Origin of the sequence: Muricoccus roseus (assembly GCF_900141905.1) — a bacterium.
GTDB lineage: Bacteria > Pseudomonadota > Alphaproteobacteria > Acetobacterales > Acetobacteraceae > Roseomonas > Roseomonas rosea.
In genome coordinates this window covers 40,852-67,507 of record NZ_FQZF01000029.1, presented here as the reverse complement: position 1 = coordinate 67,507, position 26,656 = coordinate 40,852, and the positions used below count along the sequence as shown (strand labels likewise).

The window sequence follows — 26,656 nt, the reverse complement described above, 5'->3', positions numbered from 1 at the left end:
ACGCGCAGACTGGCCAGGAGGATCGTGCCCGTGCTGGCAACCACGTTGCAGGCCCTGGTGAGCGGGCTGGCGATCGGCGGCGTCTATGCCCTGATCGCCCTAAGCTTCAGCATCACCTTCACCACCACCCGCACGCTGAACTTCGCCCAGGGCGAGTTCATCGGCGTGGGCGCCTTCCTCGGCGTCACGGTGCTCTACGCCCTTTCCTCGGGCGGGGAGGGCGGCAGCTTCGCCGCGCTCGCGCCGGCGGCCTCGGAAGGCTTCCGCTACCCCGCGGCCGCGCTGGCCGTGGGCGCGGCGCTCGGCACCCTCGGCCTGCTGCTCTTCCTCGCCGCCATCCGTCCCTTCGCCGGAAAGCCCGGCATGTCCTGGGTGATGAGCACGATCGGATTCGGCATCATCCTGCAATCCCTCGGCCTCGCGGTGTGGGGGCCGGCACCGGTGAACATGCCGTCCCCCTTCGGCGACGACGTGCTTCGCCTGGGCGGGGCAGGCGTCCGGCCGCAGGAGGTGGCGGTGCTGGTGGTGGCGGTCCTGCTGATGGCCGGGCTCGACTTCGTCATGCGCCGCACGCGGCTGGGCAAGGCCATGCGCGCCGTCGCCTATGACCCGAATGTCGCCGCGCTGATGGGCATCAACGTCACCGCCATCATGCTCGGCGCCTTCGCGCTCTCCTCCGCGCTGGCGGGGGTGGGGGGCGTGCTGGTCGCGCCCATCGCCTCCGCCTCGCTGTTCATGGGCATGGGCATCGCGCTGAAGGCCTTCTCGGGCGCGATCCTGGGCGGGCTCGACAATCCCCGCGGCTGCATCTTCGGCGGCTTCGCCCTCGGCCTGCTGGAATCCGGCGTGGCGCTGTGGCAGGCGCAGTGGCGCGAGATCGCCGTCTTCCTCCTCATCATCCTCGTCCTGGCCATCCGCCCCAACGGGCTCTTCGGCCGGCGCGCGCTGGACAAGGTGTGACGCGCATGCGGCATGCTCTCCTCGCCATCATGGTCGCGGGTCTGGCGGCCCTGGCCGCCGGGGTCGTGACGAACGACTTCTACCTCCGCATCCTCTTCAACATCGGCATCTACTTCCTCTGCGCCTCGGGCATGAACGTGCTGCTGGGCTATGCGGGCCAGAAGTCGCTGGGCCAGGCCGGGCTGTTCGCGGCCGGGGCCTATGGCGCCGCGCTGCTGACCACCTCCGCCTGGGATCTCGGGCCCTGGACGGCGCTGGTGCTCTCCACCGCCATCGCGGCGCTGTGCGGCGTGCTGATCGCGGCACCCTCCCTCCGCGTGCGCGGCCCGAGCCTCGCCATGGTGACGCTGGCCTTCGGCATCGTGGTCGAGAAGGTGGTGACGGAGGCGGAGGTCTTCGGCGGCGCGATGGGGATCTATGCCATCAAGCCGCTCACCCTGGGCGGCGAGCCGCTCGACATGAGGCAGTGGGTCTGGCTGGTGATCGCGCTCGGCCTCGGGCTGCACCTGTTGCTGCGGAACCTGCTGACCGGGCGCTACGGCCGTGCCTTCCTCTCCCTGCAGGCGGATGAGATCGCGGCTGGGGCGGTGGGCGTGCCGGTGCACCGCACGAAGGTGCTGGCCTTCGTCATCGCGGCCGCGACCTGTGGGCTGGCGGGCGCGCTGGTCGCGCAGCAGAACCAGTACATCAACTCCGACTTCATCAACTTCAATCTCTCCATCTTCATCCTGCTGCTCGTGCTCTTCGGCGGCGCGGGATCGCTGGCGGGGCCGGTGCTGGGGGCCGTGACGCTGACGGTGGTCAGCGCGCTGGTGGCGCGCTGGGCCTGGATCGAGCATTTCGTCCAGGGCGCGCTGCTTCTCTTCGCGCTCTATGTCATGCCCAAGGGGCTGGCCGGCGTGCTGGACGGGCTGTTCCGCGCCCGGCGCGGCGAGGCGCCGCGGCGGGCCGAAGCCCCGAGCGCCGATGCCCGGCTGCCCGTGCGGGCCGGTGCCGCCCGCGATACGCCGCTGCTCCAGGCGGAGGCCCTCAACAAGGCCTATGGCGGCGTGCGCCCGGCGCGCGATGTCTCGGCGCGTCTCACCCTCGGGCACATCCACGCGCTGATCGGCCCGAATGGCGCGGGCAAGAGCACGCTGATCAACATGCTCTCCGGCGTCGTGCGCCCGGATTCGGGCCGCATCCTCTTCCAGGGCCAGCCGCTCGGCCGCGCCGCGCCGCATGCCATCTGCGACCGCGGCATCGCCCGCACCTTCCAGAACCTGCGCCTGTTCCGCGACCTTTCCGTGCGGGACAACGTGCTGCTTGGCCAGCATGCGCGGATGCGGAATGGCTTCCTCTCCTCCCTTCTCGGTCTGCCCCGGGCGTGGCGGGAGGAGCGGGCGGCGGAAGCGCGGGTCTCCGAGATCCTCCGCTTCCTCGGCCTCTCGGCCCTGGCGGACCAGCCCGCCGGGGCCTTGCCCTATGGGCTGCAGCGCCGCGTGGAGCTGGCCCGCGCCCTGGCGACGGAGCCCTATCTGCTGCTGCTGGACGAGCCGGCGGCGGGCCTCAATCCGCAGGAGACGGCCGAGCTGGGTAAGCTGCTCCTCCGCATCCGCGACCAGGGCATCACCATCCTGCTGGTGGAGCACCACATGGATCTCGTCATGGCCATTTCCGACCATGTGATCGTGCTGGATTACGGCGCGACCATCGCCGAGGGCGCGCCGGCTGCCGTGCAGGCGGATCCGCGCGTCATGGCCGCCTATCTCGGCACCGATGACGCCGCCGCCGAGGAGGCTTCGGCCGAGCCGGAACTGGCGGTGCGGGCATGAGCCCGATGCTGGAGGTGCAGGGCGCCTGCATCGGCTACGGCCCGATCGAGGCGGTCAGCGATGTCTCCATCCGGGTGGAGACGGGGCAGGTCGTCGCCATCGTCGGCGCGAATGGCGCGGGCAAGACCACGCTGATGAAGGCGGTGGCCGGGCTGCTGCCCCTCTCCGCCGGGCGCGTGCTCTTCGAGGGGCGGGACATCACCGCCATGCCGCCGCATCGCCGGGTCGGCGCAGGCATCGCCCTCTCGCCCGAGGGGCGGCAGGTCTTCCCGGACCAGAGCGTGCGCGACAACCTGGAGCTTGGTGCCTGGTCCCGCGACCTCTCCCCCTGCGCGATGGAGGCGGCGATCGAGGCGCAATACGCGCTCTTCCCGCGCCTGCGCGAGAGGCAGGGGCAGATGGCGGTGACGCTTTCGGGCGGGGAGCAGCAGATGCTGGCCATTGCCCGCGCGCTAATGGGCGAGCCGCGGCTCCTCCTGCTGGACGAGCCCTCGCTTGGCCTCGCGCCGCTCGTCATCAAGGAGATCTTCGGCATCATCCGCGCCTTGCGGGCGCGCGGCATCACCGTGCTTCTGGTGGAGCAGATGGCCAATCTGGCGCTCGGCGTCGCCGACCAGGCCTATGTGCTGGAGACCGGGCGCGTCACCCTGTCCGGGAGCGGCGCGGCGCTTCTGCAGCATCCGCAGGTGCGCGCGGCCTACCTCGGCGCGGGGCACTGACCGGCTTCGCCCATTCGGCGTTCTGGTAGCCCAGCTCGGAGGAGAGGCGCCGCGCGAGGGCCAGCACGGCGCCCGCCTGCGGGCTGTCGGGGCCGCAATCCAGCATGTCCTCGTTGCCGATCGCGGTGATGGCGAGCTGCATCTGGCCCATATGGTCGAAGACGGGCGCGCTGATGGCGTTGATGCCGGGCACCGGGACGCCTTCGGTGGTGGAGTAGCCGAGCGCGCGGATGGCGGCGATGTCCCGCTCCAGCCGTGCCTCGGAGGTGGCGCGCCCCACCTTGCGCTTCGTGCCGCCCGTGCCCTGCAATTCCTCCTCCAGCAGCGGCCGGATCTGGGCGGGCGGCATGAAGGCGGCGAAGAGCTGGCCGGTGGCGGTGCCGGTGATGGTGTAGACCGAGCCGGCCCGCAGGTTCACATGGATCGCCTGGTTGGACTCCTGCACCTGGATGATCGTCGGGCCATGCGTTCCCCAGACGGCGATGGTCACCATCAGCCCCGTCTCGGCGGCGAATTCCGCGCCGGCCTGACTCGCCATGCGGAGAGGGTGCGCGCTCCGCATTCGCGCCAGCCCCATTTCCAGCGCGAAGGGGCCGAGGGCGTAGCGGCCGCTGACCTCGTCCTGCTCCACCAGCTGGAGCTTGCGGAAGCTGAGGAGGTAGGCATGGGCCTGGGCGGGGGCCAGCCCGGCGGCCTGGGCGAGGTCGCGGAGCATGGCGGGCTGTCCGAACGCCACCAGGGCTTGCAGCAAGCGTCCGCCGACCTCGATCGACTGTACACCCCGGCCCACCACCATTTACCGGCTCTCCGCGCCCTGAGGGACGATGATCCTCGCGCGAAGGGCTTACCACACCTCCGGGCGGGCCGCGACGGCACCATGCCGCACGGTCCGTCTCCGCGCCGGGGCGGAGGCGCTCACCGGCCGGGCCCGGCCGGCGCGTCCTGCTGGCCGGCCGCCCGGTCGAGCCATGCCCAGGGGCGGCGGTGGCGGTCCTCGGCGATGAAGGCCTCGATGCGGGGCGCATGGCTGAGGGTGAGGTCCAGATCGGTCCAGCCGTTCAGCAGCTTCGTGCGCCAGACCGGGTCGATGGTGAATTCCCAGCGGGCGTCGCCGGCTGTAACGAGGCGGGATTCGAGATCGACCGTCACCTCCCGCCCGCCCGCCTCCAGCCAGGCGAGCAGCGCCTCGATGGCCTCCTCCTCGAGCCGCGCCGGGAGCAGGCCGTTGTTCACGGCATTGCTGCTGAAGATGTCGCCGAAGCTGGGCGCGAGGACGCAGCGGATGCCGTGGTCCAGCAGCGCATAGGCCGCGGCCTCGCGCGAGGAGCCGCTGCCGAAGTTGCGGCGGGCGACGAGAATGGCGCTGCCCGCGCGCGCCGGATCATTCAGCGGGAAGCCCGGGCGCGGCGCGCCGTCGGCACCGAAGCGCAGGTCGTGCAGCAGGAACTCGCCATAGCCCGCGCTGCGCGGGCGGCTCATGAAGCGGGCCGGGATGAGCTGGTCGGTGTCCACATTCGCCTGGGGCAAGGGGCAGGCGGTGGCCGTCAGGGCGCGGAAGGGCTGCATCAGGCGCGGCCCTCCAGCAGCGGGCGCACATCCGTCAGGCGGCCGGTCACGGCCGCCGCGGCCACCATGGCGGGGGACATGAGATGCGTCCGCGCGCCCTTGCCCTGGCGGCCCTTGAAGTTGCGGTTGGTGGTGGAGGCGCAGCGCTCTCCGGCGGGCACGAGGTCGCCATTCATGCCGACGCACATGGAGCAGCCGGATTCCACCCATTCCAGCCCCGCCTCGCGGAAGATGCGGTCCAGCCCCTCCTCCTCGGCCTGCCGCTTGACCGGGGTGGAGCCGGGGGAGACGAGGCCGGGGATGCGGGCCTTGCGGCCGGCGAGCACGGCGGCCGCCGCGCGCAGGTCCTCGATGCGGCTGTTGGTGCAGGAGCCGATGAAGACTCGGTCCACCGGAACCTCCGAGAGCTTCTGCCCCGGGTGGAGGCCCATATAGTCCAGCCCGTCGCGGATCTGCGCGGCGCGCGCGGGGTCGGGCGCGCGGGCCGGGTCGGGCAGGGTGGCGGTGATGGGGAGTGCGTCCTCTGGGCTCACGCCCCAGGTGACGATGGGCGCGATCTCGGCGGCATCCAGCGTCACGGCGCGGTCGAAGGTGGCGTCGGGGTCGCCGGGCAGGGCAAGCCAGGCTTCGGCCGCGCGTGCGAATTCGGCGCGCTCGGGCGCGAAGCGGCGGCCGCGCAGGAAGTCGATGGTCGTCGCATCCGGCGCCACCATGCCGCAGCGCGCGCCGCATTCGATGGAGAGGTTGCACAGCGTCATCCGCCCCTCCATCGAGAGGGCGCGCACGGCCGAGCCGGCATATTCCACCGCATGGCCCTGCGCGCCATCGGCCCCGATGCGGGCGATGACGGAGAGCGCCACGTCCTTCGCGCCGATCCCCGGGCCGAGCGCACCCTCCACGGCGATGCGCATCCGGCGCGGGCGGCGCTGCCACAGCGTCTGCGTCATCAGCACATGCGCGACCTCGGAGGCGCCGATGCCGAAGGCGATGGCGCCGAAGGCCCCATGGGTGGAGGTATGGCTGTCGCCGCAGACGATGGTGAGGCCGGGCAGGGTGAGGCCCTGTTCCGGCCCGACCACATGCACGATGCCCTGGCCCGGATCATCCAGGCCGAAGAGGCGCAAGCCGTGCCGCGCGGCGTTCTCGGTGAGCTGGCCCACCATGTGGCGCAGCGCCGCATCGGCGATGGGGGCGCCGCGCCCGCGCGTGGGCACGTAGTGATCCGCGACGCCGATGTTCTGGGAGGGACGGGCGACGGCCGCGCCACGGGCCTTCAGCTGGTTGAAGGCATGGTGCGAGCCCTCGTGGAAGAAGTGGCGGTCGATGAGCAGCAGCGCCTGCCCGTCCTCGCGGGTCAGGACGACATGCGTGTCCCACACCTTGTCGAAGAGCGTGCGCGGCGCGTCCCCGGCCATCCTCCCTACTCCTGGCCCCGGCCGCTATTCCACCTGCACGCGGGCGTCGCGGACGACCCGGCCCCATTTCTCGATCTCGGCCGCGCAGAAGCGGCGGAACTCCTCGGGGGTGGAGGGGTTGGGCACCGAGCCCTCCGCCGCCAGCCGGGCGACCACCTCGGGCCGCGTCAGCGCCTTCTGCGTCTCCTCGTTCAGCCGCGCGATCACCGCGGCCGGGGTGTTCGCGGGGGCGACGAGGCCGGTCCAGTTCATCGCCTCGAAGCCGGGATAGCCGGATTCCGCGACCGTCGGCACCTCGGGCAGCAGATCCATGCGGCGCGGCGAGGTGACGGCGAGGGGGCGCAGCTCCCCCGTGTCCAGCATCCCGCGCACGGCGAGGGGGTTGGCGTGGAAGCAGTCCACCCGCCCGCCGAGAAGATCCGTCACCACCGGGGCGGCTCCGCGATAGGGCACGATGACGGTCTCGATCCCGGCGCGGATGTTGAAGACCTCGCTCGACAGGTGGCCGACCGTGCCGCTGCCCGAATGGCCGATGGTCAGGCCGCCCGGCTTCGCCTTGGCGCCCGCCACGAACTCCGCCAGCGTGCGGAAGGGCGAGGCCTTGGACACGACGATGACATTGGGCTGCACGGCGACGAGCGAGATGAAGGAGAGGTCCCGCAGCGGCTGGTAGGGGATGCTGGGATAGAGCGTGACGTTGATGGCGAGGTTCGCGCATTGCCCCATGCCGATCGTGTAGCCATCGGCCGGGGCCTTCGAGACCAGGTCGATGCCGATGTTGCCGCCGGCGCCGGAGCGGTTCTCGGGGATGATGTTCCAGCCCGTTCCCATGCCGATGCGGTTCGCCATCTCGCGCGAGATCACGTCGGTACCGCCGGCGGGCGGGTAGGGGATGATGAGCCGGATGGGCCGGGCCGGCCATTCCGGCTGCGCCCGGGCGGGCCTCGGGGCCGCCCAGCCCGCCAGCCCCGCCGCCACGGCTCCCGCCCCGAACTGACGCCTGTTCATCCCTGTTCCTCCCGTCTTCTTCTGTTCTGCCCCGGCCGCCTTCAGGCGGCGGCGTGCACCCTGTGGCGGTCGAGCCCGCCGCCCCGGATCATGGCGCTGGGCAGGCGCCGGCCGAAGATCCGTTCGGCGAGCGTGGCGGCCTCCAGCAGCGGTTCGAGCTTCACGCCGGTCTCGATGCCCATTTCCTCGCAGAGGAAGACCAGCTCCTCGGTTGCGATGTTGCCGGCCGCGCCGGGATGGGCGGCGAAGGGGCAGCCGCCCACGCCCGCCACGGCGGCATCGAAGGTGGACACGCCCATGCGCAGCCCGGAGAGCGCGCAGGCGATGCCCAGGCCGCGCGTGTCGTGCAGGTGCAGGACGAGCTTCAGCGCCGGCCACCGCTCCCGCACCGCGCCGATCACGCGCTCCACCCGCAGGGGCGTTGCCCAGCCCATGGAATCCGCGATGGAGGCGCGCTCGATCGTGCAGCCCGTTTCCTCGGCGAGGGCCAGGGCCTCGGCCAGGACCGAGACCACGCGCGCCGCCGGCACGTCACCCGAGAAGTTGCAGCCGAAGGCGGCCTGCACGCTGACCCGCGTCACCGGGACGCCGGCCGCCTGATGCGCGGCGACATGCTTGCGCATCGCCTCCAGCTGCCCCGCATGGTCGCGGTTGAGGTTCTGGCGCGAGAAGGCCTCGGAGGCGCTGACGGTGATGGAGCCGAAGATGGTCAGCCGATCCCGGAAGGCCAGGGCGCGCTGCAGGCCGGAGGGGCTGAACCAGAGGCCATGATATTCCACGCCGGCCCGGGGCGTGAAACCGGCCACCACGGCCTCCGCATCCGCCCAGCCCGGCACGAGCTTGGGGTTGACGAAGGAGGCCACCTGGATGCGCCGCAGCCCGGTGGCGGAGAGGGCGTCGATCAGCGCGATCTTGTCGGCGGTGGGGATCGGGCCGGGCTCGATCTGGAAGCCCTCGCGCGGGCCTTCCTCCTGGATGTCCACGCGGGTCGGAAGGTCGGTCATGCGGGGCTCCTCAGCTCTGGGCCAAAGCGGCGGGGGGCTGCTCCGAGGTGTCGGGCGCCCCCTTAGGGCCCCCGCTGGGCGCAGCCGCCCGCTCCGGTGCGGGGGGCAGGGCGGAGAGGATCTCCTCCGTGTGTTCGCCGGGCCTCGGAAGGTCCAGCCGGACACCGAGGCGGGAGGTCCCGAACTGGATCGGCAGGGCCGGCACGCTCGTCGGGCGGCCGTCCGGAAGCGTGACGGGCAACAGCCCGCCGCTCTCGCGCAGATGCGGGTCGTCATAGAGCTCGCCGGGGCGGTTGATGCGCGCGAAGGGCAGGCCGGCCTTCTCGCACATGGCTTCCAGCTCCGCGGCCACGCGCCGGCCGACGATGCCCTGCACCAGCGGGATCAGCGTCTCCCGCGCGGCGGAGCGGAGGGTGTTGGTGGCATAGGCCGGGTCCATCAGCGCCTCCTCGCCCAGCGCGCTGGTAAAGATCTCCCACTGGCGCTCGGTGACGACGCCGATGAAGAGCGACACGCCGTCGGCGGAGCGGAACACGTCATACACGCCCCAGGCGCGGCGCCCGGCCGCCATGGAGGGCGGCGCAGTGCCGGTGATCGCCTCCTGCAGCATATGGGTGGAGACCAGGAAGGCCGCGTTCTCGAAGAGGGCGGATTGCACGTGCTGGCCGCGCCCCGTCACCTCGCGCTGGCGCAGCGCGGCGAGCACGGCGATGGCGCCGAACATGCCGCCCATCATGTCGTTCACCGGCGCCCCGGCACGCAGGGGCTGGCCGGGCGGGCCGGTCATGTAGGCCAGGCCCGACATCATCTGCACCACCTCGTCCAGCGCGGTGCGATGCTCGTAGGGGCCGGAGAGGAAGCCCTTGAGCGAGAGATAGACGAGGCGCGGGTTGCGCCGGGAAAGCGCCTCATAGCCCAGGCCGCGCGCCTCCAGCCCGCCCGGGCGGAAGTTCTCGATGATGACATCCGCCGTGTCGATCAACCGCTTGAGCGTCTCCAGCTCGGCATCGTCGGCGGTGTCGAGCTGCACGGACTTCTTGTTGCGCGAGAGCGCCGCGAAGAAGCCGGTGCCGGAGGAGGTGAGATAACGGGTGCGGTCTCCCTTCCCGGGCGGCTCCACCTTGATCACCTCGGCGCCGAGATCCGCGAGGATGAGCCCGCAGGTCGGCCCCATGACCATGTGCGAGAACTCGATCACCCGGATCCCGGCCAGCGGCAGCGGATTGCCCGGCTGCGTCTCCGCGCTCTCGGTCACCACGCTTTCGGTCATGGGGAAGCGGTCCTGTTCATGCTCGGCCTCATGCTGGGCCTCATTGGGGCTGTATGCCCGCCTCGCGCAGCACGCTGGCCCAGCGGGTGATTTCGGAATCCACGTAGCGCCGCGCCTCCTCCGGCGTGTTCGCGAGGAGGCGCTCGGCGCCCATTTCCACGAGCCGGCTGCGCAGGGGGCCTTCCGCCAGGGCGGCGGCCACCTCCGCCTGGATGCGGGCGAGGATCGGGGCAGGGGTCCCGGCCGGCGCCAGGATGGCCTGCCAGACGGAGAAGGTGGCGGCGGGGAAGCCTGCCTCCGCCACGGTCGGCAGGTCCGGCATCACCGGGGAGCGCTGCGCGGCCGAGACGGCGAGCGCCCGCGCCTGGCCGGAGGTGGCGAGGGGGAAGGCGGTGAAGCCGGCGTCGTAGAGGAGGTCCACCCGGCCGGCGAGCAGGTCCTGCACCGCGGGCGCCGCGCCGCGATAGGGAATCTCCTCCATCCGCACGCCCGCCGCCTTGAGGAAGAGAAGCGTGACGAGCTGGAGCGCGCCGCCGGTGCCCGTGCTGGCATAGGTCATGCGGCCGTCGGCCGCGCGCAGCCGGGCGACGAAATCCGCCACGCTGCGGTCCGGCGAGCCGGGCGGCACGAGCATCACCATCGGGCTTTCGGCCAGCACCGTGACGGGGGTGAGGTCGGCCGCGGGGTCGTAGTCCAGCCGGGCGTAGAGGGACTTGTTCACGGCGTGGCCGGTGTTGCTGAACAGCAGGGTCGCGCCGTCCGGGCGCGACTTGGCCACCACCGAGGCGCCGATATTGCCCCCCGCGCCGGTCCGGTTCTCGACCACCACACGCTGGGGCAGGCGCTGGGAGAGTGCGTCCGCGATCATCCGCGCGATCACATCCGTGGGGCCGCCGGGTGCGTAGGGAAGGACCAGGCGCACGGGCTGGGTCGGCCAGACCTCCTGGGCGAGGGCGCCGCGCGGGGCCAGGAAGGGGGCGGCGCAGGTCGCCAGGGCAAGGCGGCGCGAGAGGCCACGGGGTCCAGCCGGCACGGTCATTTCCTCTTTTTTCCACTTGACAGAAAATATTTCTATTCCGAGTATTCCGTCACGGAACAGCTTCTGGCGTCAAGGGAAATGCGCTCCGGCCCGCCCTCCTCAGCTTCTCTGCCGGAGAGCGGCCCGGCGCCCGCCGGCCGCCGGCGCGGGCGGCCGCCGGGCGCGGGACGGGCCGCGGAGGAGGGCCACCGCGTGGAAGCGGTGGAGCGCGCGCTCTCCGTGCTCGAAGCCTTCGCGGATGGCACGCCGCGCCTGGCCCTGGCCGATATCGCGGCCCGCACCGGCCTCTATCCCAGCACCATCCTGCGCCTGGCCGGCTCGCTCGGGCGCTTCGGCTATCTCCGGCGGGACGAGCACGGGCTGTTCCGCCTGGGGCCAGCCTCGCTGCGTCTTGGCGCGCTCTACCGCCAGGCCTTCTCGCTCAGCGACCATGTCCGCCCCGCCCTGCGCCGGCTTGTCACCCGCACGGGCGAGACGGCCGCCTTCTATGTGCGCGAGGGCGAGAGCCGGATCTGCCTCTACCGCGAGCCCTCGCCGCGCCCGATCCGCCACCATGTGGAGGAGGGGGCCGCGCTGCCGCTGGACCGTGGCGCCAGCGGCCATGTGCTGATGGCCCATACGGGCGGGGAGGGGCACCGGCTGGATGCGGTGCGCGCCCGTGGCCTCGCCGTCTCCCTCGGGGAACGCGACCCGGAGACGGCGGCGGTGGCGGCGCCCATCCGGGGCCATGGCGGCACCTTTCTCGGCGCGCTGGGCGTGACGGGCCCGCGGGGACGCTTCGAAGGGGCCGATCTCGCCTCCATCGAGGAGGCGGTCGCCGAGGAGGCGCGCGCGCTCAGCCATGCGCTCGGCGGATGAACCACCGGAAGGGGGAGGGCAGGATGCTGCCATCGGACATCGAAACCCGGCTTCTCACCGAGATGCCTGCCGCGCTGCGGCGGCCGGTCGTCACCGAATGGTCGCGGGCGAACAAGCGCGGGCTGCCGGTGGACAGCTTCCTCGAGGGGCCATGCCTTGACAGGGCGGGGAACCTGCATGTCACGGACATCCCGCATGGGCGCATCCTCCGCATCTCGCCGGAGGGAGAATGGTCCGTCCTCGCCGAGTATGACGGCGAGCCGAATGGGCTGGCCCTGCACCCCTCGGGGGAGCGCATGGCGATCGCGGATTACAAGCAGGGCCTGCTGTCACTCGACCTCGCCTCCGGCGCCGTGACGCCGCTGCTCACCCGGCGCAACAGCGAGCGGTTCAAGGGGCCGAACGACCTGCTCTATGCCGGCGACGGCACGCTCTACTTCACCGACCAGGGCCAGTCCGGCCTGCACGACCCCACGGGCCGCGTCTACCGCCTGCGCCCGGATGGCGGGCTCGACGTGCTGCTATCGAACGGGCCCTCGCCCAACGGGATCGTCCTTTCCGCCGACGAGGAGGTGCTCTTTGTCGCCATGACGCGCGACAACGGCATCTGGCGCCTGCCGCTGCTGCCGGATGGCAGCACCGCCAAGGTGGGGCGCTTCGCCGCCTTCCACGGCACCAGCGGGCCGGATGGCATGGCGATGGACGGGGCCGGCAACCTGCTCGTCGCCCATGCCTCGCTCGGCTGCGTCTTCGTCCTCTCGCCCCAAGGCGAGGTTCTCGCGCGGCTGCGTTCCTGCCGCGGCCGCACGGTGACGAACCTGCTGCTGACCGGGGACGGCCGGGCCCTGATCACCGAATCCGAGACCGGCGCCATCCTCTGGGCAGCCTGGCCCGGCCCGGGCTGAGCGGGGGCGCCGGAAGGCGGGATTTCGCCGGAGGGCCCGGCGGTTGTACATCCCGGGCATGCCCATCGATCCCCGCCCGACCCTGGCCGCCCCGGATGACGATCCCTGGCTCTGGCTCGAGGAGGTGGAGGGCGAACGCGCCCTGGCCTGGGTGGCCGCCCAGAATGCCGCCACCCTCGCCCGGCTGGCCGATTCCCGCTTCGAGGCGGACCGGGATGCGGTGCGGACGGCGCTGGACCGGCCGGACAAGCTGCCCGCCGTCACCCGGCGTGGCGCCTGGCTCTACAACTTCTGGCAGGATGCGGCCCAGCCGCGCGGACTCTGGCGCCGCACGACCCTCGAATCCTACCGTGGCGCCGCCCCGGACTGGGAGCCGCTGCTCGACCTCGACGCCCTGGCGCGGGAGGAGGGCGAGGACTGGGTCTGGCATGGCGCCACGACCCTGCCCGGCACGCATGACCGCGCCATGCTTCGCCTCTCCCGCGGCGGCGGCGACGCGGTGGTGCTGCGGGAGTTCGACCTCACCGCCCGGCGCTTCGTGCCGGATGGCTTCGCCGCGCCGGAAGCCAAGGGCGGCGTGGATTGGCTGGACCGCGACACGCTCCTCCTCTCCTCGGCACTGGGGGAGGGGATGGCGACGCGCTCGGGCTATGCGCGCAGCGTGCGGATCTGGCCCCGCGGCACCGATCCGGCCGCCGCGCCCGTCATCTTCGGCTGCGACGCGGAGCATATGGGCGCCTGGGCGGGGGTGGAGCGGGAGGGCGGGGAGCGTCTCGCCTTCATCGACCAGATCGGCTTCTACGAGACCACCGTGCATATCGGCGATCGCGGCGGCCCGAGGCAGCGGATCGACCTGCCGGCGGATGCCGAGTTCCGCTGGCAGCGCGGCTGGATGGTGGTGCGCCCGCGCAGCCCCTGGGCCGTGGACGGCCAGACCCATGCGCCCGACACGCTGCTCGGCATCGGGTTGGACGCCTTCCTGGCCGGCGACCGCCGCTTCCAGACGCTGTTCACCCCCGGCGAGCGCCGGGCCTTGCAGGGCTTCTTCTGGTGCGACGGCCGGCTGGTCATCTCCGTGCTCGACGAGCTGCGCCCGGACTTCACGGTCTTCACCCCGGGGGCGGAGGGTTGGGCCGGCGCCCGGCTGCCGGGGCTGCCGGAGGCCGGCGTCGCGCATCTCTGGCCGTTGGATATGGAGTCGGAGGAATCGGACGGCTCGCTGCTCGCCCAGGTCGAGGACCCGATCACCCCGGCCAGCCTGCTGCTGACCGATGTGCGCCTCGCCACGCCCACGCTGCTCCGCCGCTCCTCCCCGACCTTCGACGCGCGCGGGATGGTGGTGACGCGGCACGAGGCGGTTTCGGTGGATGGCGAGCGCATTCCCTATGTGCAGACAGGGCCCGCCGGGGAGACGGGCGAGGCGCCGGTGCATCTCTCCGGCTATGGCGGCTTCCGCATCTCCCGCCTGCCCCATTACCAGGGGATGCTGGGCAAGCTGTGGCTGGAGAAGGGTGGCACCACCGTCGTGGCGAATATCCGCGGCGGCGGCGAGTTCGGCACGCGCTGGCACGAGGCGGGGCGGCGAGAGGGCAAGCGGCTGTCGCATGACGACTTCGCGGCGGTGGCCGCCGACCTCGTCCGGCGCGGCGTCACCCGGCCCGGGCGCATCGCGGCGGAGGGGGGCTCGAATGGCGGGCTGCTGATCGCCAACATGCTCACCCGCTATCCCGAGCGGTTCGGCGCGCTGTTCTGTACCATCCCGCTGATCGACATGCGGCGCTACACGAAGCTGCTCGCGGGGGCGAGCTGGATCGCGGAATACGGCGATCCCGACAAGCCGGAGGACTGGGCCTTCCTCCAGCACCTCTCCGCCTATCACGCCGCGGAGCCCGGGCGGCCCTATCCGCCGATCCTGCTGGCCACCACGCGGCGCGACGACCGCGTGCATCCGGGCCATGCGCGCAAGATGGCGGCGAAGCTGCAGGCCATGGGCTACACGGCCCTGTTCCATGAGCCCGGGGCGGGCGGCCATGGCTATGGCAAGGACAATGCGGAGATCGCGGGCTTCGCGGCGCTCGGCGCGGCCTTCCTGCGCCGGGCGATCGGGTGGGAGGCGGCGGAGGTTTAGGGCGGGCGCGCGGGCGCTCGCGCCGTCCTCGCTGCCCGGAACCGGCCCGCCGTGCGGCGGGCCGGTGCCTTCAACTGGCTGGCTGCAGGGACCCTGTGCGGCGCAGCTCCCCGTCGAAATGCGCGATGGTCGCGCGCAGCCCTTCCAGCAGCTTCACCTTCGGCTGCCAGCCCAGCACCTCGCGCGCCTTGGTGATGTCGGGCCGGCGCTGGCGCGGGTCGTCGCTCGGCAGGGGCTGGAAGACGAGGCGGCTCCTGCCGCCGATCTCGGCGAGGACCAGCTCGGCGAGCTCGCGGATGCTGAACTCCTCGGGGTTGCCGAGATTGATGGGGCCGGTCACCGAGGCCGGTGATTCCATCAGGCGCACGAAGCCGTCGATCAGGTCCGAGACGTAGCAGAAGGAGCGGGTCTGGGTGCCCTCGCCATAGATGGTGATGGGCTCGCCCCGCAGCGCCTGCACGATGAAGTTGGACACCACGCGCCCGTCATTCGGATGCATGCGGGGCCCGTAGGTGTTGAAGATCCGCGCCACCTTGATCTCCAGCCCATGCTGGCGGTGGTAGTCGAAGAAGAGGGTCTCGGCGCAGCGCTTGCCCTCGTCGTAGCAGGAGCGGATGCCGACCGGGTTCACGTTGCCCCAGTATTCCTCGACCTGCGGATGCACCGTCGGGTCGCCATAGACCTCGCTGGTGGAGGCCTGGAAGACCGGCACGCGCAGCCGCTTGGCCAGGCCCAGCACGTTGATGGCGCCGTGCACGCTCACCTTCGTCGTCTGCACCGGGTCCTTCTGGTAGTGGATGGGCGAGGCCGGGCAGGCGAGGTTGTAGATCTGGTCCACCTCCAGATAGATCGGGAAGGTGATGTCGTGCCGGATCACCTCGAAATAGGGGTTCGAGAGGAGCGGCGCGATGTTGTCGCGCGTTCCGGTGAAGTAGTTGTCGAGGCAGAGGACGTGATCGCCCCGGGCGAGCAGCAGCTCACACAGGTGCGAACCGAGGAAGCCCGCGCCTCCGGTGACCAGGACGCGCCTGCGTGTGTGCATCAAAGGCTCCCTTGGTGAATGCGCCGGCCCCTCTTCGCGCCGGCGCCGCCCGGCTTCAATAGAGGCTCGCCTTGAAGGTGCCCACCGGCGGCGGCGGCATCTGCCGCTGACCATAGGCTTCGGTGCAATTGGTCTCGTAGATCTTCCGCTCGGCCAGGTTCATGGCGGTCAGCCGCTCCTCGTCCGGCCAGTCGAAGTCCGGGAGGGGATCGGTGAAGATCTGCTCCTGCCCGTAGCCCCGCTTGGCATAGGCCTCGGGCGTGAAGTTGAGGCCGCTGGCGCCGACATAGCTCGCCTGGCACACGAAAGGCATGAGGCGGACCCGCCCGAGCCAGGCGGTGGCGATGGTCTTCATCGCATCCTGCGACAGGGCCCGGGTGGCGAGGCCGAGGGATTTGTGCACGCCGCCGATCCGCGACTTCGGCCGCTTGCGGTAGTCGCATTCCGAGACGATCTGGATATAGGGGTCGATCACCTCGCGCACCTTCAGCCAGTGCTCGCGGTTCACGGCATAGCCCCAGGCATGCCCCATCTCGACGATCTCGCGCTGGCGGGCGCGCTGCGTCTCGAGCGTGGCGCGGTGGTTCCCGTAGGCCGCGACATAGCCGACCTTGCCATGCGCGGCGGGAGAGGCCGCGAAATCCAGCATGCGCTGCAGCGTTTCGACATAGTGCGGGCCGAGGACCATGTCGTCCTCGAAGAACATGGCGCTGGGAAAGCCGCGTTCGATGAACACGTAGCGCTCCGCGCGGTCGAAGTTCAGCGCCACGCCGATGTTCTTCTCGGAGAGATGGACTTGGCCCTCCGGGAAGACCTCCTGGAAGGTGGCCACCGACGCGGCGATCTCCTCATCGGTCGCGTAGCGCTCGCCGCTGATGAAGTTGACGCCGTGGTCCTGGAAGAGGTGCACCTCGCGCAGGCCCTTGGCCACCTGCTCCTGCGCGCGGAGCGACAGCAAGGTCTCGCGCAGGTAGTCCGGCCGGTTGAAGGCCATGACCACGACGGGGCCGAGCCCGGCAGAGCCCGTGGCGGCCGCCAGGGCGTCTGACCGGGCGTCCGACCGGGTCTGGGTGTCGGCGGGTGGGGTCAATTCCCGTTCTCCAAGGCAGCGGCGTGGCGGTGGAGCCCCGTCGGGTGGCAGGCGGCGTCTCGGGCGGGGAGGGGTGGGCGGGACGAGGCGCAGCGCCCGAAGGCTCGCTCTCGCCGCGGGTACCGCAAGCTGGAACCGACGACCAGAGCCCACCTCCGTCCCGTGGCCGATGAGATGGCCGCCCCGGCATGGCGTTGTCTCACGCCGCCGTGTGGCGAGGCTAATCCAGGCACATGGCCGAAACAAGGGCGCTGCACCGCAGCGTAGCCGCCTGGGAGAGGGGCGGGGAGAGGGGCGGGCGGCCCTCCCCACGGCCCCGCCGCCGGCCTATCATTGCGGGTCCGCGCCCGACCGAGCCGCGGCCTCGCCCAAGACGGAAGACCGATGGCAGAGACCGACACCTTGCCCCTGGCGCAGCCCCCGACGGAGATCGACGAGGGGGAGGGGAAGGTGTTCCGCCACGCGCCCCGGATCTTCGCCGAGCGCGTTCCGGGGGCGGTGCGCCTGGGCGACGCCTGGGCGCCCGGGCCGCTCGAAGGGCTCGCGGACCGGGTCTTCTGCCCGGACGAGGCAAGCTGGGCCGATCTCGTGAAGGCGCAGCCCGGCTTCGCCGCGGCAGGGCTTCCCCTGCCGGCGGCCTCCCTCCTGCAGCTGCCGGCGGCCTCGCTCCTGCACCATGCGCGCGTCGAGGGCTTCGTCTTCACGGAAGGGCCCCGCTTCGTCAGGGAGTCGCGGGGAAGCCCGCGCGTGAATCCGGACAACGACCTCGTCCGCAATGTCGGGCGCGAATGGTATCTCGGCACCGAGCATCCCTTTGCCGGACAGCTGCGGCGGGGGGTGGTCTGCTACGATTCCGCCTCCCGCAACTACGCGCATTTCCTGATGATCTTCCTTCCCCGGATCGTCTTCGCGAACCGGCGGGTCTCCGATATGCCCTTCATCGTGCCCGACCTGCCGAGCTATGCGGCGGGGGGCGCGGGCATCCGCAACGAGATGCTCTACCGGCTGGCCGACATCCTCCCGCTCGACCGGGGCAACGTCTACTGGCACCTCCCGGACGGGCGCTGGTCCTTCGACGAGATCTCCGTCGTCGCGGTGGGGCCGGACCGCTGGGGCCTCGTCTTCCACCCCGAGGTGCAGGCCTGCTTCACCCGGATCTCGCGGGAGGCGCTGCGGCGCCGTGACCTGCTGCGGGGCGGGGGCGAGGGGCCACGCCGCATCTATGTCTCCCGCCAGGGCGCCCAGCGACGGCGCGTGCTGAACCAGGAGGCGCTGGACCCCGTGCTGGCGCGGCATGGCTTCGTGCCCGTGCGGCTGGAGGCGCTGGACTTCTTCGAGCAGGCGGCGCTTTTCGCCGGGGCCGAGGCGGTGATAGGCCTGCATGGCGCGGGGCTCGCGAACATCCTGTTCAACGACGGTGGCGCCACCCTGTTCGAGCTCTATCCAGAAGGCGAGGCGCAGCCGCATTTCGCGAATTCCGCCCTGAGCCGCGGCTGCCGCTACGTCCCGCTGCGCTGCCGCAAGATGAGCAAGCACCGGGACGTGGCGATCGACCCGGCGGCGGTCGAGGCCGCCCTGTCGCGGCTGCCGCCGCCGGCGGCGTGATCAGCCCGCGGGCTCGGGGTAACGGATGCCGGTGATCTCGATGCTGCTGGGGCCCGCGGGCGTTCGCACCACCACCTCGTCACCCACGCGCGCGCGGAGCATGGCCAGTGCCATGGGCGAGGCGATGCTGATCTTGCCCTGGGCCATGTTCGCCTCGTCCACGCCCACCAGCGTCACCGTCGCCTCCTCGTCGCGTTCGTTGAGATAGGTCACGGTCGCGCCGAAGAAGACGCGGTCCCGCTGGGTCTGCGCCGCGGGGTCCACCACCTCCGCCGATTCCAGCCGGTGGCCGAGGAACCGGAGGCGCCGGTCGATCTCGCGCAGGCGGCGCTTGCCCTCCTTGTAGTCGGCATTCTCGCTGCGGTCGCCATTGCCCGCCGCCCAGGCGACGATCTCCACCACGCGGTGCCGCTCCGCGCGCATCGCCTCGCGCTCCGCCCGCAGCGCGGCCTCGCCGGCGGGCGTCATGTAGAACTTGCCCCGGGGCAGTTGCGGTGCCGCGCCTTCCTCATCCTCGTCCATCAACCGCTCCAGCGCCTGCTATGGCGGCCGCCCATAGCACGGTCCGGGAGGGGATGGCCCAGAGGGGGTGGTTCCAGGCTCAGGCCCCGGCGGGGCGTGGGGCGCGGCCGTTCAACATTCCTTGGGCGGGGCTCGGCGGCCCTGGCCGGGGGCGCTCCGCCCTCCCATCCTCTCTCCGGAACGGGCAGGGGTGAGCGGGTGCGGTGTGTCGGCGCGATCGAAAGAGTCCGGCTGGCGCCAGCCCTCAGCCCCTTCATCCCCGAGGCGGTGGTGCTCGACATGGACGGCACGCTGCTGGACACGGAGAGCGCCTATCGTGAGGCCTTCCGCGCCGCCATGGCGCGCCTCGGCCATGAGCTGGACGAAGCCTTCTATGCGCGGCTGCTTGGCATCTCGAGCCGGGAGCGGGGGCCGATCATGCGCGCGCGCCTCGGCCGGGACTTCCCCTGGGAGGAATGCCTGCGGGACTACCGGACCCGGAAGGCGCTTCTGCTGGAAGGCCCGGTGCGCATCAAGCGCGGCGCGGCGGAACTCCTGGCGGCCCTGGCGGCGGAGGGGATGCCCTGCGCCATCGCCACCTCCGCCGGCCGCCGCACCGCGCTGACGGCGCTGGAGCGGGCCGGCCTGCTCCCCGCCATTCGCGTCCTGGTCACGCGCGACGAGGTTTCGGCCGGCAAGCCGGACCCCGCCCTGTTCCTGCGCGCCGCCGAGGCGCTGGGCGCGGCACCGGCGCGCTGCCTGGCGGTGGAGGATTCCCCGCCCGGCATCGCCGCGGCGCGCGCTGCCGGCATGCGCGTGGTGGTGGTGCCAGACCTCTTGCCGCCCGGGCCGGAGGCGGAGGAGGCCGGGCTGACGATCGCCGCCGATCTTCTGGAAGTGCGCGCGCTGCTGCGGAACTTACGAAATGGTGAAGCGCCGACGGCTTGATGGCGCGCCCCATCTGCCGAGGATCGTCTCTGGATATCCGGACGGATCTGATGCCCCTGCCTGCCCCATCCGCCGCATGTCCCCGGCCGCATGCCGCGCCGCCTGAAGAGGGCGCGGCATGAGGCTCGTCGTCTTCGGGCTCGCTCTTTCCTCCTCCTGGGGGAACGGGCATGCCGCGCTGTGGCGCGCCCTCATCGCCGCGCTGCTCGCCGATGGCCACCGCGTGACCTTCTTCGAGCGCGACGTGCCCTATTACGCCGAGAACCGCGACCTGCACGCGCTGCCCGAGGGCGGCGAGCTCGTTCTCTACAAGGATTGGGCGGAAGCCCTGCCGCAGGCGCGCCGTGCCCTCGCGGAGGCGGATGCGGGGATGATCACCTCCTATTGCCCGGATGCGGCGGAGGCGACGGCGCTGCTGCTGGACAGCCGCGCGCTCCGCGTCTTCTACGACCTGGACACGCCCGTGACCCTCGCGCGCCTCGAGGCGGGCGAGCCGGTCGGCTATATCGGCCCAGAGGGGCTGGGCGCCTTCGACCTCGTCCTCTCCTATACCGGGGGCGCCGCGCTGGATGCGCTGCGCGAGCGGCTGGGTGCGCGGCGCGTGGTGCCGATCTACGGCTCGGCCGATCCCGCCATCCATTGCCCCGTGCCGGCGCGGCCCGAATACGCGCTCTCCTATCTCGGCACCTATGCGGAGGACCGGCAGGCGCTGCTCGAGTCGCTCTTCCTCGAACCGGCGCGCCTCCGCCCGGCGCACCGCTTCGTGATCGGCGGCGCGCAATACCCCAAGGACTTTCCCTGGACGCCGAACACTTGGTTTCTGCGGCATCTTCCACCGGCGGAGCACCCGGCCTTCTACGCCGCCTCGCGCCTCACGCTGAACGTAACGCGGGAGGCGATGGCGCGTTCGGGCTGGTGCCCCTCCGGCCGGCTCTTCGAAGCGGCGGCCTGCGGGGTCGCGATCCTGTCGGACTGGTGGGAGGGGCTGGATGCCTTCTTCGAGCCGGGCCGCGAGATCCTGATCGCCCGTTCCACGGAGGAAGCCCTGGCCGCCATCGACCTGCCCGAGGAGGAACTGGCCGCGGTGGCGCGGCGCGGCCGCGAGCGCTGCCTGGCCGAGCACACCGCCCAGCGCCGCGCGCGCGAGATGGTGGCGGCCATTGAGGCCGCCAGTTCGCCCTTGCATTCCCCTGCATTCTCGCCGGCCCAGGGCGCGGGCGGATGAGCCGCGTCTGGGGCATCGTGCCCGCCGCGGGGCAGGGCACGCGCATCCAGCCGCTCGCCTTCTCGAAGGAGTTGCTGCCGGTCGGCAGCCGCGTGGACGAGAGCGGCGTGGAGCGCCCGCGCGCCGTCAGCGAGCATCTGGTCGAGCGTATGCTGCTCGGCGGGGCGGACCGCATCCTCTTCGTCATCTCCCCGCTGAAATCCGACATCCTCCGCTACTACGGCGCGAGCTACGGCGATGCCGCCATCGCCTATGCGGTGCAGGAGCGCGCGGCCGGGCTTTGCGACGCCATCTTCCGCGCCGTTCCCTTCGTCGCGCCGGAGGACCAGGTGCTGGTCGGCCTGCCGGACACGGTGTGGTTCCCCGCCGGGGCCCTGCGCGAGCTGGCCGATGACCGCCTCTCCTTCCTCCTTTTCCCCGTCGAACGCCCGGAGCTGTTCGATGCGGTGGACACGGACGCGGCGGGGCGCGTGCGTGAGGTGCAGGTCAAGCGCCACGGCGCCGCCACTCGCTGGATCTGGGGCGCCTTCAAGATGCCCGGCGCCACGCTGCATGCCCTGCATGAGCTGTGGGAGGCCCGTGACCGGCAGGACGAGTATATCGGCACGCTCGTCAATGCCTGGATCGCGCGCGGCAACGCCGCCTGGGGCGTGCGCGCGGGAAGCAGCTATGTGGATACCGGCACGTTGAACGGCTACCGCGACGCATCCCGGCTGCTCGATGGCCCGAGCGACACGCTCGGCCATGCGCTGCGGGAGATTGGCCGCGACACGGCGGGAGAGAAGGCTTGAGCGAGACGGAAGGCTGGACGAGCGAGCGCATCGCCGCCCGCGCGGTGGAGCTGGGCCCCTGGTTCCACAACCTCGACCTGCGGGGCGTGCGCACCGCGCCCGACCACTTCCTTGGCGACTATCCCGCGAGCAAGTTCCGCGGCTTCGCCCATGCCATTCCCGCCGATCTCACGGGCAAGACCGTGCTCGATATCGGCTGCAACGGCGGCTTCTACTCGATGGAGATGAAGCGGCGCGGCGCCGCGCGCGTGCTGGGCGTGGACTTCGACGAGGACTACCTCGCCCAGGCGCGCTTCGCCGCGGAGGTGGAGGGGCTGGACATCGAGTTCCGCCGCCTCTCGGTCTATGATGTCGCGCGGCTCGGCGAGCGCTTCGATGTCGTCGTCTTCATGGGCGTGCTCTACCATCTCCGGCACCCGCTCCTCGCGCTCGACCTCCTCTACGAGCATGTCGCGGACGACCTGCTGATCTTCCAGTCCATGCAGCGCGGCAGCGACCGCGTCGCGCCGGTCGCGCCCGACTACCCGTTCAGCGAGACAGCGGTCTTCGACGATCCCGGCTTTCCGAAGATGCATTTCATCGAGCAGTCCTATTCGGACGACTTCACCAACTGGTGGGCGCCGAACCGCGCCTGCTCGGCGGCCATGCTCCGCTCCGCCGGCTTCGCGATCGAGGCCGAGCCGGAGCCGGAGGTCTTCGTCTGCCGCCGCGCGGGGCGCGACCAGCGCTTCTACGGCGCCGTCTATCCCGCGCGCGGGCCGGAGGATGCGGAGGGCGGCGGCATCGCGCCCTGGGACGAGCGGCGGGACGAGTGAGCGCCACTTCCCTCCTCGCGCGCCTCGCCCGGCGCGAGGCCGTGGAGGAGCCGGTCGCCTTCGTCCTTGCCCATCCGGATGACGAGACTCTCGCAGCTGGGGCGGTGATGTCGCTGTTCCGCCGCCTGCTGCTGGTGCAGGTGACGGATGGCGCGCCGCGCAACCTGGAGGATGCGCGCGCCGCCGGCTTCGAAAGCGCCGCCGATTATGCCGCCGCGCGGGAGCGGGAGGCCCAGGCCGCGCTCCTGCGGGGCGGGGTGGAGGCGCGGCGCGTCACCCTCGGCGCCGCGGACCAGGGCGCCTCCCTGGCCATGGCGGAGCTGGCGCGCGCTGTGGCGGAGCAGCTGGCAGGGCACGGGGCGCGGGTGGTGCTCACCCATCCCTTTGAAGGCGGCCACCCCGACCATGACGCCGTGGCCTTCTGCGCCCATGCCGCGGCGGCGCTCCTCGCGGCGCGGGGCGAAGACAGGCCCGCGATCATCGAGGCGCCCTTCTACCACGCGGCGCCGGAAGGCTGGTCCATCGGCCGCTTCCTCCCCGGGCCGGAGCCGATCCGGCTGCAACTCACGCCGGGCGAGAGCGCTCGGAAGCGTGCCATGATGGACGCCTTCGCGACCCAGGCCGCCACGCTTCGCCAGTTCCCGCTGCGGCAGGAACTGTTCCGCCCGGCGCCGGCCTATGACTTCAGCGCGCCGCCGCATCCGGGGCAGCTCCTCTACGAGCGTCATGGCTGGGGCATGGAGTGGCCGCGCTGGCGCGCCCTGGCGGCAGAGGCCCGCCAGGCCCTCGGCCTCGCATGAGCGCCGCCCCGCTCTCCATCCTCTCGGTCGCCTATCCGCTGGCGCCGGTTGGGTCCGATGCGGTGGGCGGTTCCGAACAGGTGCTCTCGGCGCTGGACCGGGCCCTCCAGGCCGCGGGCCACCGCTCCATCGTCGTCGCGCAGGAGGGATCGGCGGTCGCCGGCACGCTGCACCCCGTGCCACGCCCGCGCGGCCCGCTGGACGAGGCCGCGCTCCGCCGCGCGGAGGACGAGACGGCCTCGGCCATCGGGGCGGTCCTCCGGACGGAGCATGTGGACCTCATCCACCTGCATGGCATCGACTTCCACGCCTATCTGCCGCCGCCCGGCCCGCCGGTTCTGGCCACGCTGCACCTGCCGCCCTCCTGGTACCCCATGCGCGCGCTGGACCCGCCCCGCCCGCGCACCTGGCTGCATGCCGTCTCCGCCTCCCAGAACGCCGCGCTGCGCTGCCGGCAGGATGCACGCCTGCCGCCCATCCCGAACGGTGTTCCGGTGGAGGAACTCGCCCGCTTCCGGCACGCCCGCCGCGGCCATGCGCTGATGCTCGGCCGCGTCTGCCCGGAGAAGGGGCAGCACCACGCGCTCGATGCCGCCCATGCGGCCGGCATGCCCCTGCTGCTGGGCGGGGAGGTGTTTCCCTATGAGGCCCATGAGCGCTTCTTCGCCGAGGAGGTGCGCCCCCGGCTGGATGCGTGCCGGCGCTTCCTCGGGCCGCTCGGCTTCGCCCGCAAGCGCCGGCTCCTCGCCTCGGCCCGCTGCCTGCTCGTGCCCAGCACCGCGCCGGAGACCAGCTCCCTCGTCGCCATGGAGGCCGCCGCCTGCGGCACGCCCGTCATCGCCTTCCGCGCCGGCGCGCTGCCGGAGGTGGTGGAGCATGGCCGCACCGGCTTCCTCGTGGAGGATGCCGGGGAGATGGCGCAGGCCATGGCAAGGGTCGGCGAACTGGACCCCGAGGAGATCCGCCACGTGGCGCGGGAACGCTTCTCCCGGTCCCGCATGGCGGCCGACTACATCGCCCTCTACCGGCGCCTCGCCGCATGAGGGCCGAGCTGCTCGACACGGAGGCGGCGCTCGCCGCCGTCCGGCCGGAATGGGAGGCGCTGTGGCGCCGCGCCGACGCGCGCCCCGGCGGCACCACACCTTTCCAGTCCCCGGCCTGGCTCTTGCCCTGGTGGGAGGCCTTCGGCACCGGCCAGCCTCGCATCGCCGTGCTGCGCGGCCCCTCGGGCCTGCTCGGCCTTCTCCCGCTCTACCGCCTGGAGGAAGGCGGGACGCGGAAACTGCTGCCCATGGGCGTCGGGATCACCGACTACCTCGATGCCCTGCTCGACCCCGAGGCGCCCGAGGGCGCGGCGGCGGCGCTGCTGCGCGCGGCGCTGTCCCGCCCCGGCGACGACACCCCCTGCGACCTGCCGGACCTGCCCCCCGGCGCCGCGCTGCGCGCCGCCCCCGCGCCCGAGGGTTGGCGCGAGGAGGGGTGGACCGGGGAGCCCTGTCCCGTGCTCGAGCTTCCGGGAACGGTGGAGGCGTTGCGCGGCCCCGTTCCGGCGAACACGCTCCGCAAGCTCCGCATGGCCCGGCACCGCGCGGATCGCGCCGGTAGCTGGAGCGCCGCCACCGCCGGGGAGGAGGAGGTCCTCCCGTTGTGGGATGCGATGGTCGCCATGCACCAGTCCCGCTGGACCCGGCGCGGCGAGGAAGGCGGCGTGCTGGCGGACCCGCGCGTGCTCGGCTTCCATCGCGCGGCGCTGCCTCGGCTCCAGGAGGCGGGCGCGCTGCGGCTTTATGCGCTGCGCATCGGCGGGGCGGTCGCCGCCGTGTTCCACGCCCTGGCCGCCGGGCCGGACCGGCTCCTGTTCTATCTGAGCGGCTTCGACGAGGCCCGGGCCTTCGAGAGCCCCGGCACCATCCTGCTCGGCCACGCCATCGAGGAAGCCATCGCTGAGGGCCGGCGCGAGATCCACTTCCTGCGCGGCGGGGAAGCCTACAAATATGCCTGGGGCGGGGTGGACCGGGTGAATGCCGGCCGCCGCCTCCTGCCGCCATGACGGCGCCGGACCCGATCGCCCTCTGCCTCTCGGGCCAAATCTCGCCGGAGGTCGCGCTCGCGCGGCTTCTGCTGGGCGGGGCGGCGCCGGCCGAGGTCGCGCAGGCCGTGGACGCGCGCCGTGACCCCGAGGATCCGCGCTGGCGGCGCCTGGACGCGCTCGCCGCCTCCGGTGCGGCCGGGCTGGAATCCCTCGCGGCGATGCTGCGCGAGGCCGGGGTGGACCACGCCGAGGCGGACGCCCCGCCGGAAGCGGCCATCGCCGGCATCGCCGCCCTGTTCGACCGCGCCGTGGCCCACGCGCCGGAGGCCAGCGTCGCGGCCTATTCCCTGGGCGACCCCGCCATCCTCGCCGCCGCCACGGATGAAATCCTGGACTGGCTCTCCGCCCAGGATCTGATCGGGCCGGAGCGGGACATCCTCGACCTCGGCTGCGGCATCGGGCGCGTCGCCGCGGCCCTCGCGCCCCGCTGCCGCTCCGTCCTCGGCCTGGACGTCTCGCCCGGCATGGTGGCGGAAGCCCGCGCGCGGCACGGCGCCCTGGCCAACCTTCGCTTCGAGGCCACCCCCGGCACGGGCCTCTCCACCCTCCCGGCGCACGGCTTCGACCTCATCCTGGCCGTGGACAGCATGCCCTATCTCGTCCAGGCCGGCGGCGGGCTGGCGGAGCGGCACATGGCCGATGCCGCCCGCATCCTCCGCCCGGGCGGCGCCTTCGCAATCTTCAATCTCTCCTATCGTGGCGATCTGGAACGGGACCGCGCGGATGCGGCCCGCTGGGCGGAGGCTGGGGGCTGGAGACTCGTGGTGAACGGCCTCACCCCCTTCCGGCTCTGGGACGGGGCGGCCTTCCTGTTCCGGCGGCCGGTGGTGAGGCGGTCCTGAACGGTGGCGCCCCGGGAGGGAGAAGGAATTCTCCCTCCCGGACCCTCCCTCATCTTCTTTTGGAAGACTGCCGTGGAATGTTGGGCTGGAGGTGCGCCTGAGGTCTATGACCTCAGGCGACTGAAGCGGCACCAAGCGCCACCGAAATCAAAAAGGCCTGCGGCGCAGCAGCGATCATCGCATCCCCGGTAGGCTTGGCGCGGGGTCCGGGGAGCCCGC

Annotated in this window: 25 protein-coding genes; 15 read left to right on the top strand and 10 right to left on the bottom strand. The window is 72.2% G+C overall.

Annotated elements, in window-relative coordinates; all coding sequences use genetic code 11:
* Positions 1-30: 30 nt before the first annotated feature.
* From BUB97_RS20195 to BUB97_RS20185, 3 genes are read left to right on the top strand one after another with little or no spacing between them, the layout of a single operon-like run.
* On the top strand, positions 31-960 hold the full coding sequence (locus BUB97_RS20195; protein ID WP_073138112.1) for a branched-chain amino acid ABC transporter permease: 930 nt from the start codon (positions 31-33) through the stop codon (positions 958-960).
* A 5-nt stretch (positions 961-965) separates the two neighbouring features.
* On the top strand, positions 966-2,774 hold the full coding sequence (locus tag BUB97_RS20190; protein ID WP_073138144.1) for a branched-chain amino acid ABC transporter ATP-binding protein/permease: 1,809 nt from the start codon (positions 966-968) through the stop codon (positions 2,772-2,774).
* Entirely contained in the window at positions 2,771-3,493 is a 723-nt protein-coding gene (locus BUB97_RS20185) for an ABC transporter ATP-binding protein (protein ID WP_073138110.1), read from the top strand. Before BUB97_RS20190 ends, BUB97_RS20185 begins: the two co-directional genes overlap by 4 nt.
* Here the strand turns inward: BUB97_RS20185 and BUB97_RS20180 are convergent.
* The 7 genes from BUB97_RS20180 to BUB97_RS20150 form a co-directional block, all read right to left on the bottom strand.
* Positions 3,417-4,289 (bottom strand): IclR family transcriptional regulator, encoded by an 873-nt coding sequence (locus tag BUB97_RS20180; RefSeq protein WP_073138108.1) that lies wholly within the window; start codon positions 4,287-4,289, stop codon positions 3,417-3,419. The genes BUB97_RS20185 and BUB97_RS20180 overlap by 77 nt on opposite strands.
* Before the next feature lie 119 nt (positions 4,290-4,408).
* Positions 4,409-5,059 (bottom strand): 3-isopropylmalate dehydratase small subunit, encoded by a 651-nt coding sequence (gene leuD, locus BUB97_RS20175; RefSeq protein ID WP_073138106.1) that lies wholly within the window; start codon positions 5,057-5,059, stop codon positions 4,409-4,411.
* The gene (leuC, locus tag BUB97_RS20170; RefSeq protein ID WP_073138104.1) at positions 5,059-6,474 is read right to left on the bottom strand and encodes a 3-isopropylmalate dehydratase large subunit; all 1,416 of its coding nucleotides are present in this window, start codon (positions 6,472-6,474) and stop codon (positions 5,059-5,061) included. Before leuC ends, leuD begins: the two co-directional genes overlap by 1 nt.
* A gap of 24 nt (positions 6,475-6,498) precedes the next feature.
* Positions 6,499-7,482, bottom strand: coding sequence for a Bug family tripartite tricarboxylate transporter substrate binding protein (locus BUB97_RS20165; RefSeq protein WP_086062401.1), 984 nt, complete (start codon positions 7,480-7,482; stop codon positions 6,499-6,501).
* 41 nt (positions 7,483-7,523) lie between these two features.
* The gene (locus BUB97_RS20160; RefSeq protein WP_073138102.1) at positions 7,524-8,486 is read right to left on the bottom strand and encodes a hydroxymethylglutaryl-CoA lyase; all 963 of its coding nucleotides are present in this window, start codon (positions 8,484-8,486) and stop codon (positions 7,524-7,526) included.
* 10 nt (positions 8,487-8,496) lie between these two features.
* Positions 8,497-9,756, bottom strand: a complete 1,260-nt coding sequence (locus BUB97_RS20155; protein ID WP_086062400.1) for a CaiB/BaiF CoA transferase family protein — start codon at positions 9,754-9,756, stop codon at positions 8,497-8,499.
* 40 nt (positions 9,757-9,796) lie between these two features.
* Positions 9,797-10,789, bottom strand: coding sequence for a Bug family tripartite tricarboxylate transporter substrate binding protein (locus BUB97_RS20150; RefSeq protein WP_175562691.1), 993 nt, complete (start codon positions 10,787-10,789; stop codon positions 9,797-9,799).
* Positions 10,790-10,987: 198 nt separating this feature from the next.
* On the opposite strand from BUB97_RS20150, the gene BUB97_RS20145 reads away from it, so the two are divergent.
* From BUB97_RS20145 to BUB97_RS20135, 3 genes are read left to right on the top strand one after another with little or no spacing between them, the layout of a single operon-like run.
* Complete coding sequence (locus tag BUB97_RS20145) at positions 10,988-11,653, top strand: IclR family transcriptional regulator (protein WP_073138140.1); 666 nt, start codon at positions 10,988-10,990, stop codon at positions 11,651-11,653.
* Between the two features lie 23 nt (positions 11,654-11,676).
* Positions 11,677-12,558, top strand: a complete 882-nt coding sequence (locus tag BUB97_RS20140; protein ID WP_073138138.1) for an SMP-30/gluconolactonase/LRE family protein — start codon at positions 11,677-11,679, stop codon at positions 12,556-12,558.
* Positions 12,559-12,616: 58 nt separating this feature from the next.
* Positions 12,617-14,686: a prolyl oligopeptidase family serine peptidase gene (locus BUB97_RS20135; RefSeq protein ID WP_073138136.1), complete on the top strand. Its 2,070-nt coding sequence runs from the start codon at positions 12,617-12,619 to the stop codon at positions 14,684-14,686.
* A gap of 70 nt (positions 14,687-14,756) precedes the next feature.
* Here the strand turns inward: BUB97_RS20135 and BUB97_RS20130 are convergent, their stop codons facing one another.
* Positions 14,757-15,728, bottom strand: coding sequence for a UDP-glucuronic acid decarboxylase family protein (locus BUB97_RS20130; RefSeq protein ID WP_073138098.1), 972 nt, complete (start codon positions 15,726-15,728; stop codon positions 14,757-14,759).
* Between the two features lie 55 nt (positions 15,729-15,783).
* Positions 15,784-16,818, bottom strand: coding sequence for a glycosyltransferase family A protein (locus tag BUB97_RS20125; protein WP_073138097.1), 1,035 nt, complete (start codon positions 16,816-16,818; stop codon positions 15,784-15,786).
* 384 nt (positions 16,819-17,202) lie between these two features.
* On the opposite strand from BUB97_RS20125, the gene BUB97_RS20120 reads away from it, so the two are divergent.
* Positions 17,203-18,423: a glycosyltransferase family 61 protein gene (locus BUB97_RS20120; protein WP_073138095.1), complete on the top strand. Its 1,221-nt coding sequence runs from the start codon at positions 17,203-17,205 to the stop codon at positions 18,421-18,423.
* Here the strand turns inward: BUB97_RS20120 and greB are convergent, their stop codons facing one another.
* Positions 18,424-18,945 carry a transcription elongation factor GreB gene (gene greB / locus BUB97_RS20115; RefSeq protein WP_073138093.1) on the bottom strand — a complete coding sequence of 174 codons (522 nt, stop codon included), beginning with the start codon at positions 18,943-18,945 and terminating at the stop codon, positions 18,424-18,426.
* 198 nt (positions 18,946-19,143) lie between these two features.
* Here greB and BUB97_RS20110 point away from each other — a divergent pair, with 198 nt between their 5' ends.
* The 8 genes from BUB97_RS20110 (at position 19,144) to BUB97_RS20080 (ending at position 26,437) form a co-directional block, all read left to right on the top strand.
* On the top strand, positions 19,144-19,872 hold the full coding sequence (locus BUB97_RS20110) for an HAD family hydrolase (protein WP_086062396.1): 729 nt from the start codon (positions 19,144-19,146) through the stop codon (positions 19,870-19,872).
* A gap of 118 nt (positions 19,873-19,990) precedes the next feature.
* On the top strand, positions 19,991-21,097 hold the full coding sequence (locus BUB97_RS20105) for a CgeB family protein (protein ID WP_073138091.1): 1,107 nt from the start codon (positions 19,991-19,993) through the stop codon (positions 21,095-21,097).
* Positions 21,094-21,888, top strand: coding sequence for a sugar phosphate nucleotidyltransferase (locus tag BUB97_RS20100; RefSeq protein WP_073138089.1), 795 nt, complete (start codon positions 21,094-21,096; stop codon positions 21,886-21,888). Before BUB97_RS20105 ends, BUB97_RS20100 begins: the two co-directional genes overlap by 4 nt.
* Positions 21,885-22,703 carry a TIGR04290 family methyltransferase gene (locus tag BUB97_RS20095; RefSeq protein ID WP_073138087.1) on the top strand — a complete coding sequence of 273 codons (819 nt, stop codon included), beginning with the start codon at positions 21,885-21,887 and terminating at the stop codon, positions 22,701-22,703. Before BUB97_RS20100 ends, BUB97_RS20095 begins: the two co-directional genes overlap by 4 nt.
* Positions 22,700-23,503, top strand: a complete 804-nt coding sequence (locus BUB97_RS20090; protein WP_073138085.1) for a PIG-L deacetylase family protein — start codon at positions 22,700-22,702, stop codon at positions 23,501-23,503. The genes BUB97_RS20095 and BUB97_RS20090 overlap by 4 nt, the downstream gene beginning before the upstream one ends.
* Entirely contained in the window at positions 23,500-24,546 is a 1,047-nt protein-coding gene (locus tag BUB97_RS25590; RefSeq protein WP_086062394.1) for a glycosyltransferase, read from the top strand. The genes BUB97_RS20090 and BUB97_RS25590 overlap by 4 nt, the downstream gene beginning before the upstream one ends.
* Positions 24,543-25,553 carry a GNAT family N-acetyltransferase gene (locus tag BUB97_RS25585; RefSeq protein WP_086062393.1) on the top strand — a complete coding sequence of 337 codons (1,011 nt, stop codon included), beginning with the start codon at positions 24,543-24,545 and terminating at the stop codon, positions 25,551-25,553. The genes BUB97_RS25590 and BUB97_RS25585 overlap by 4 nt, the downstream gene beginning before the upstream one ends.
* The gene (locus tag BUB97_RS20080; RefSeq protein ID WP_073138083.1) at positions 25,550-26,437 is read left to right on the top strand and encodes a class I SAM-dependent DNA methyltransferase; all 888 of its coding nucleotides are present in this window, start codon (positions 25,550-25,552) and stop codon (positions 26,435-26,437) included. The genes BUB97_RS25585 and BUB97_RS20080 overlap by 4 nt, the downstream gene beginning before the upstream one ends.
* Positions 26,438-26,656: the final 219 nt, after the last annotated feature.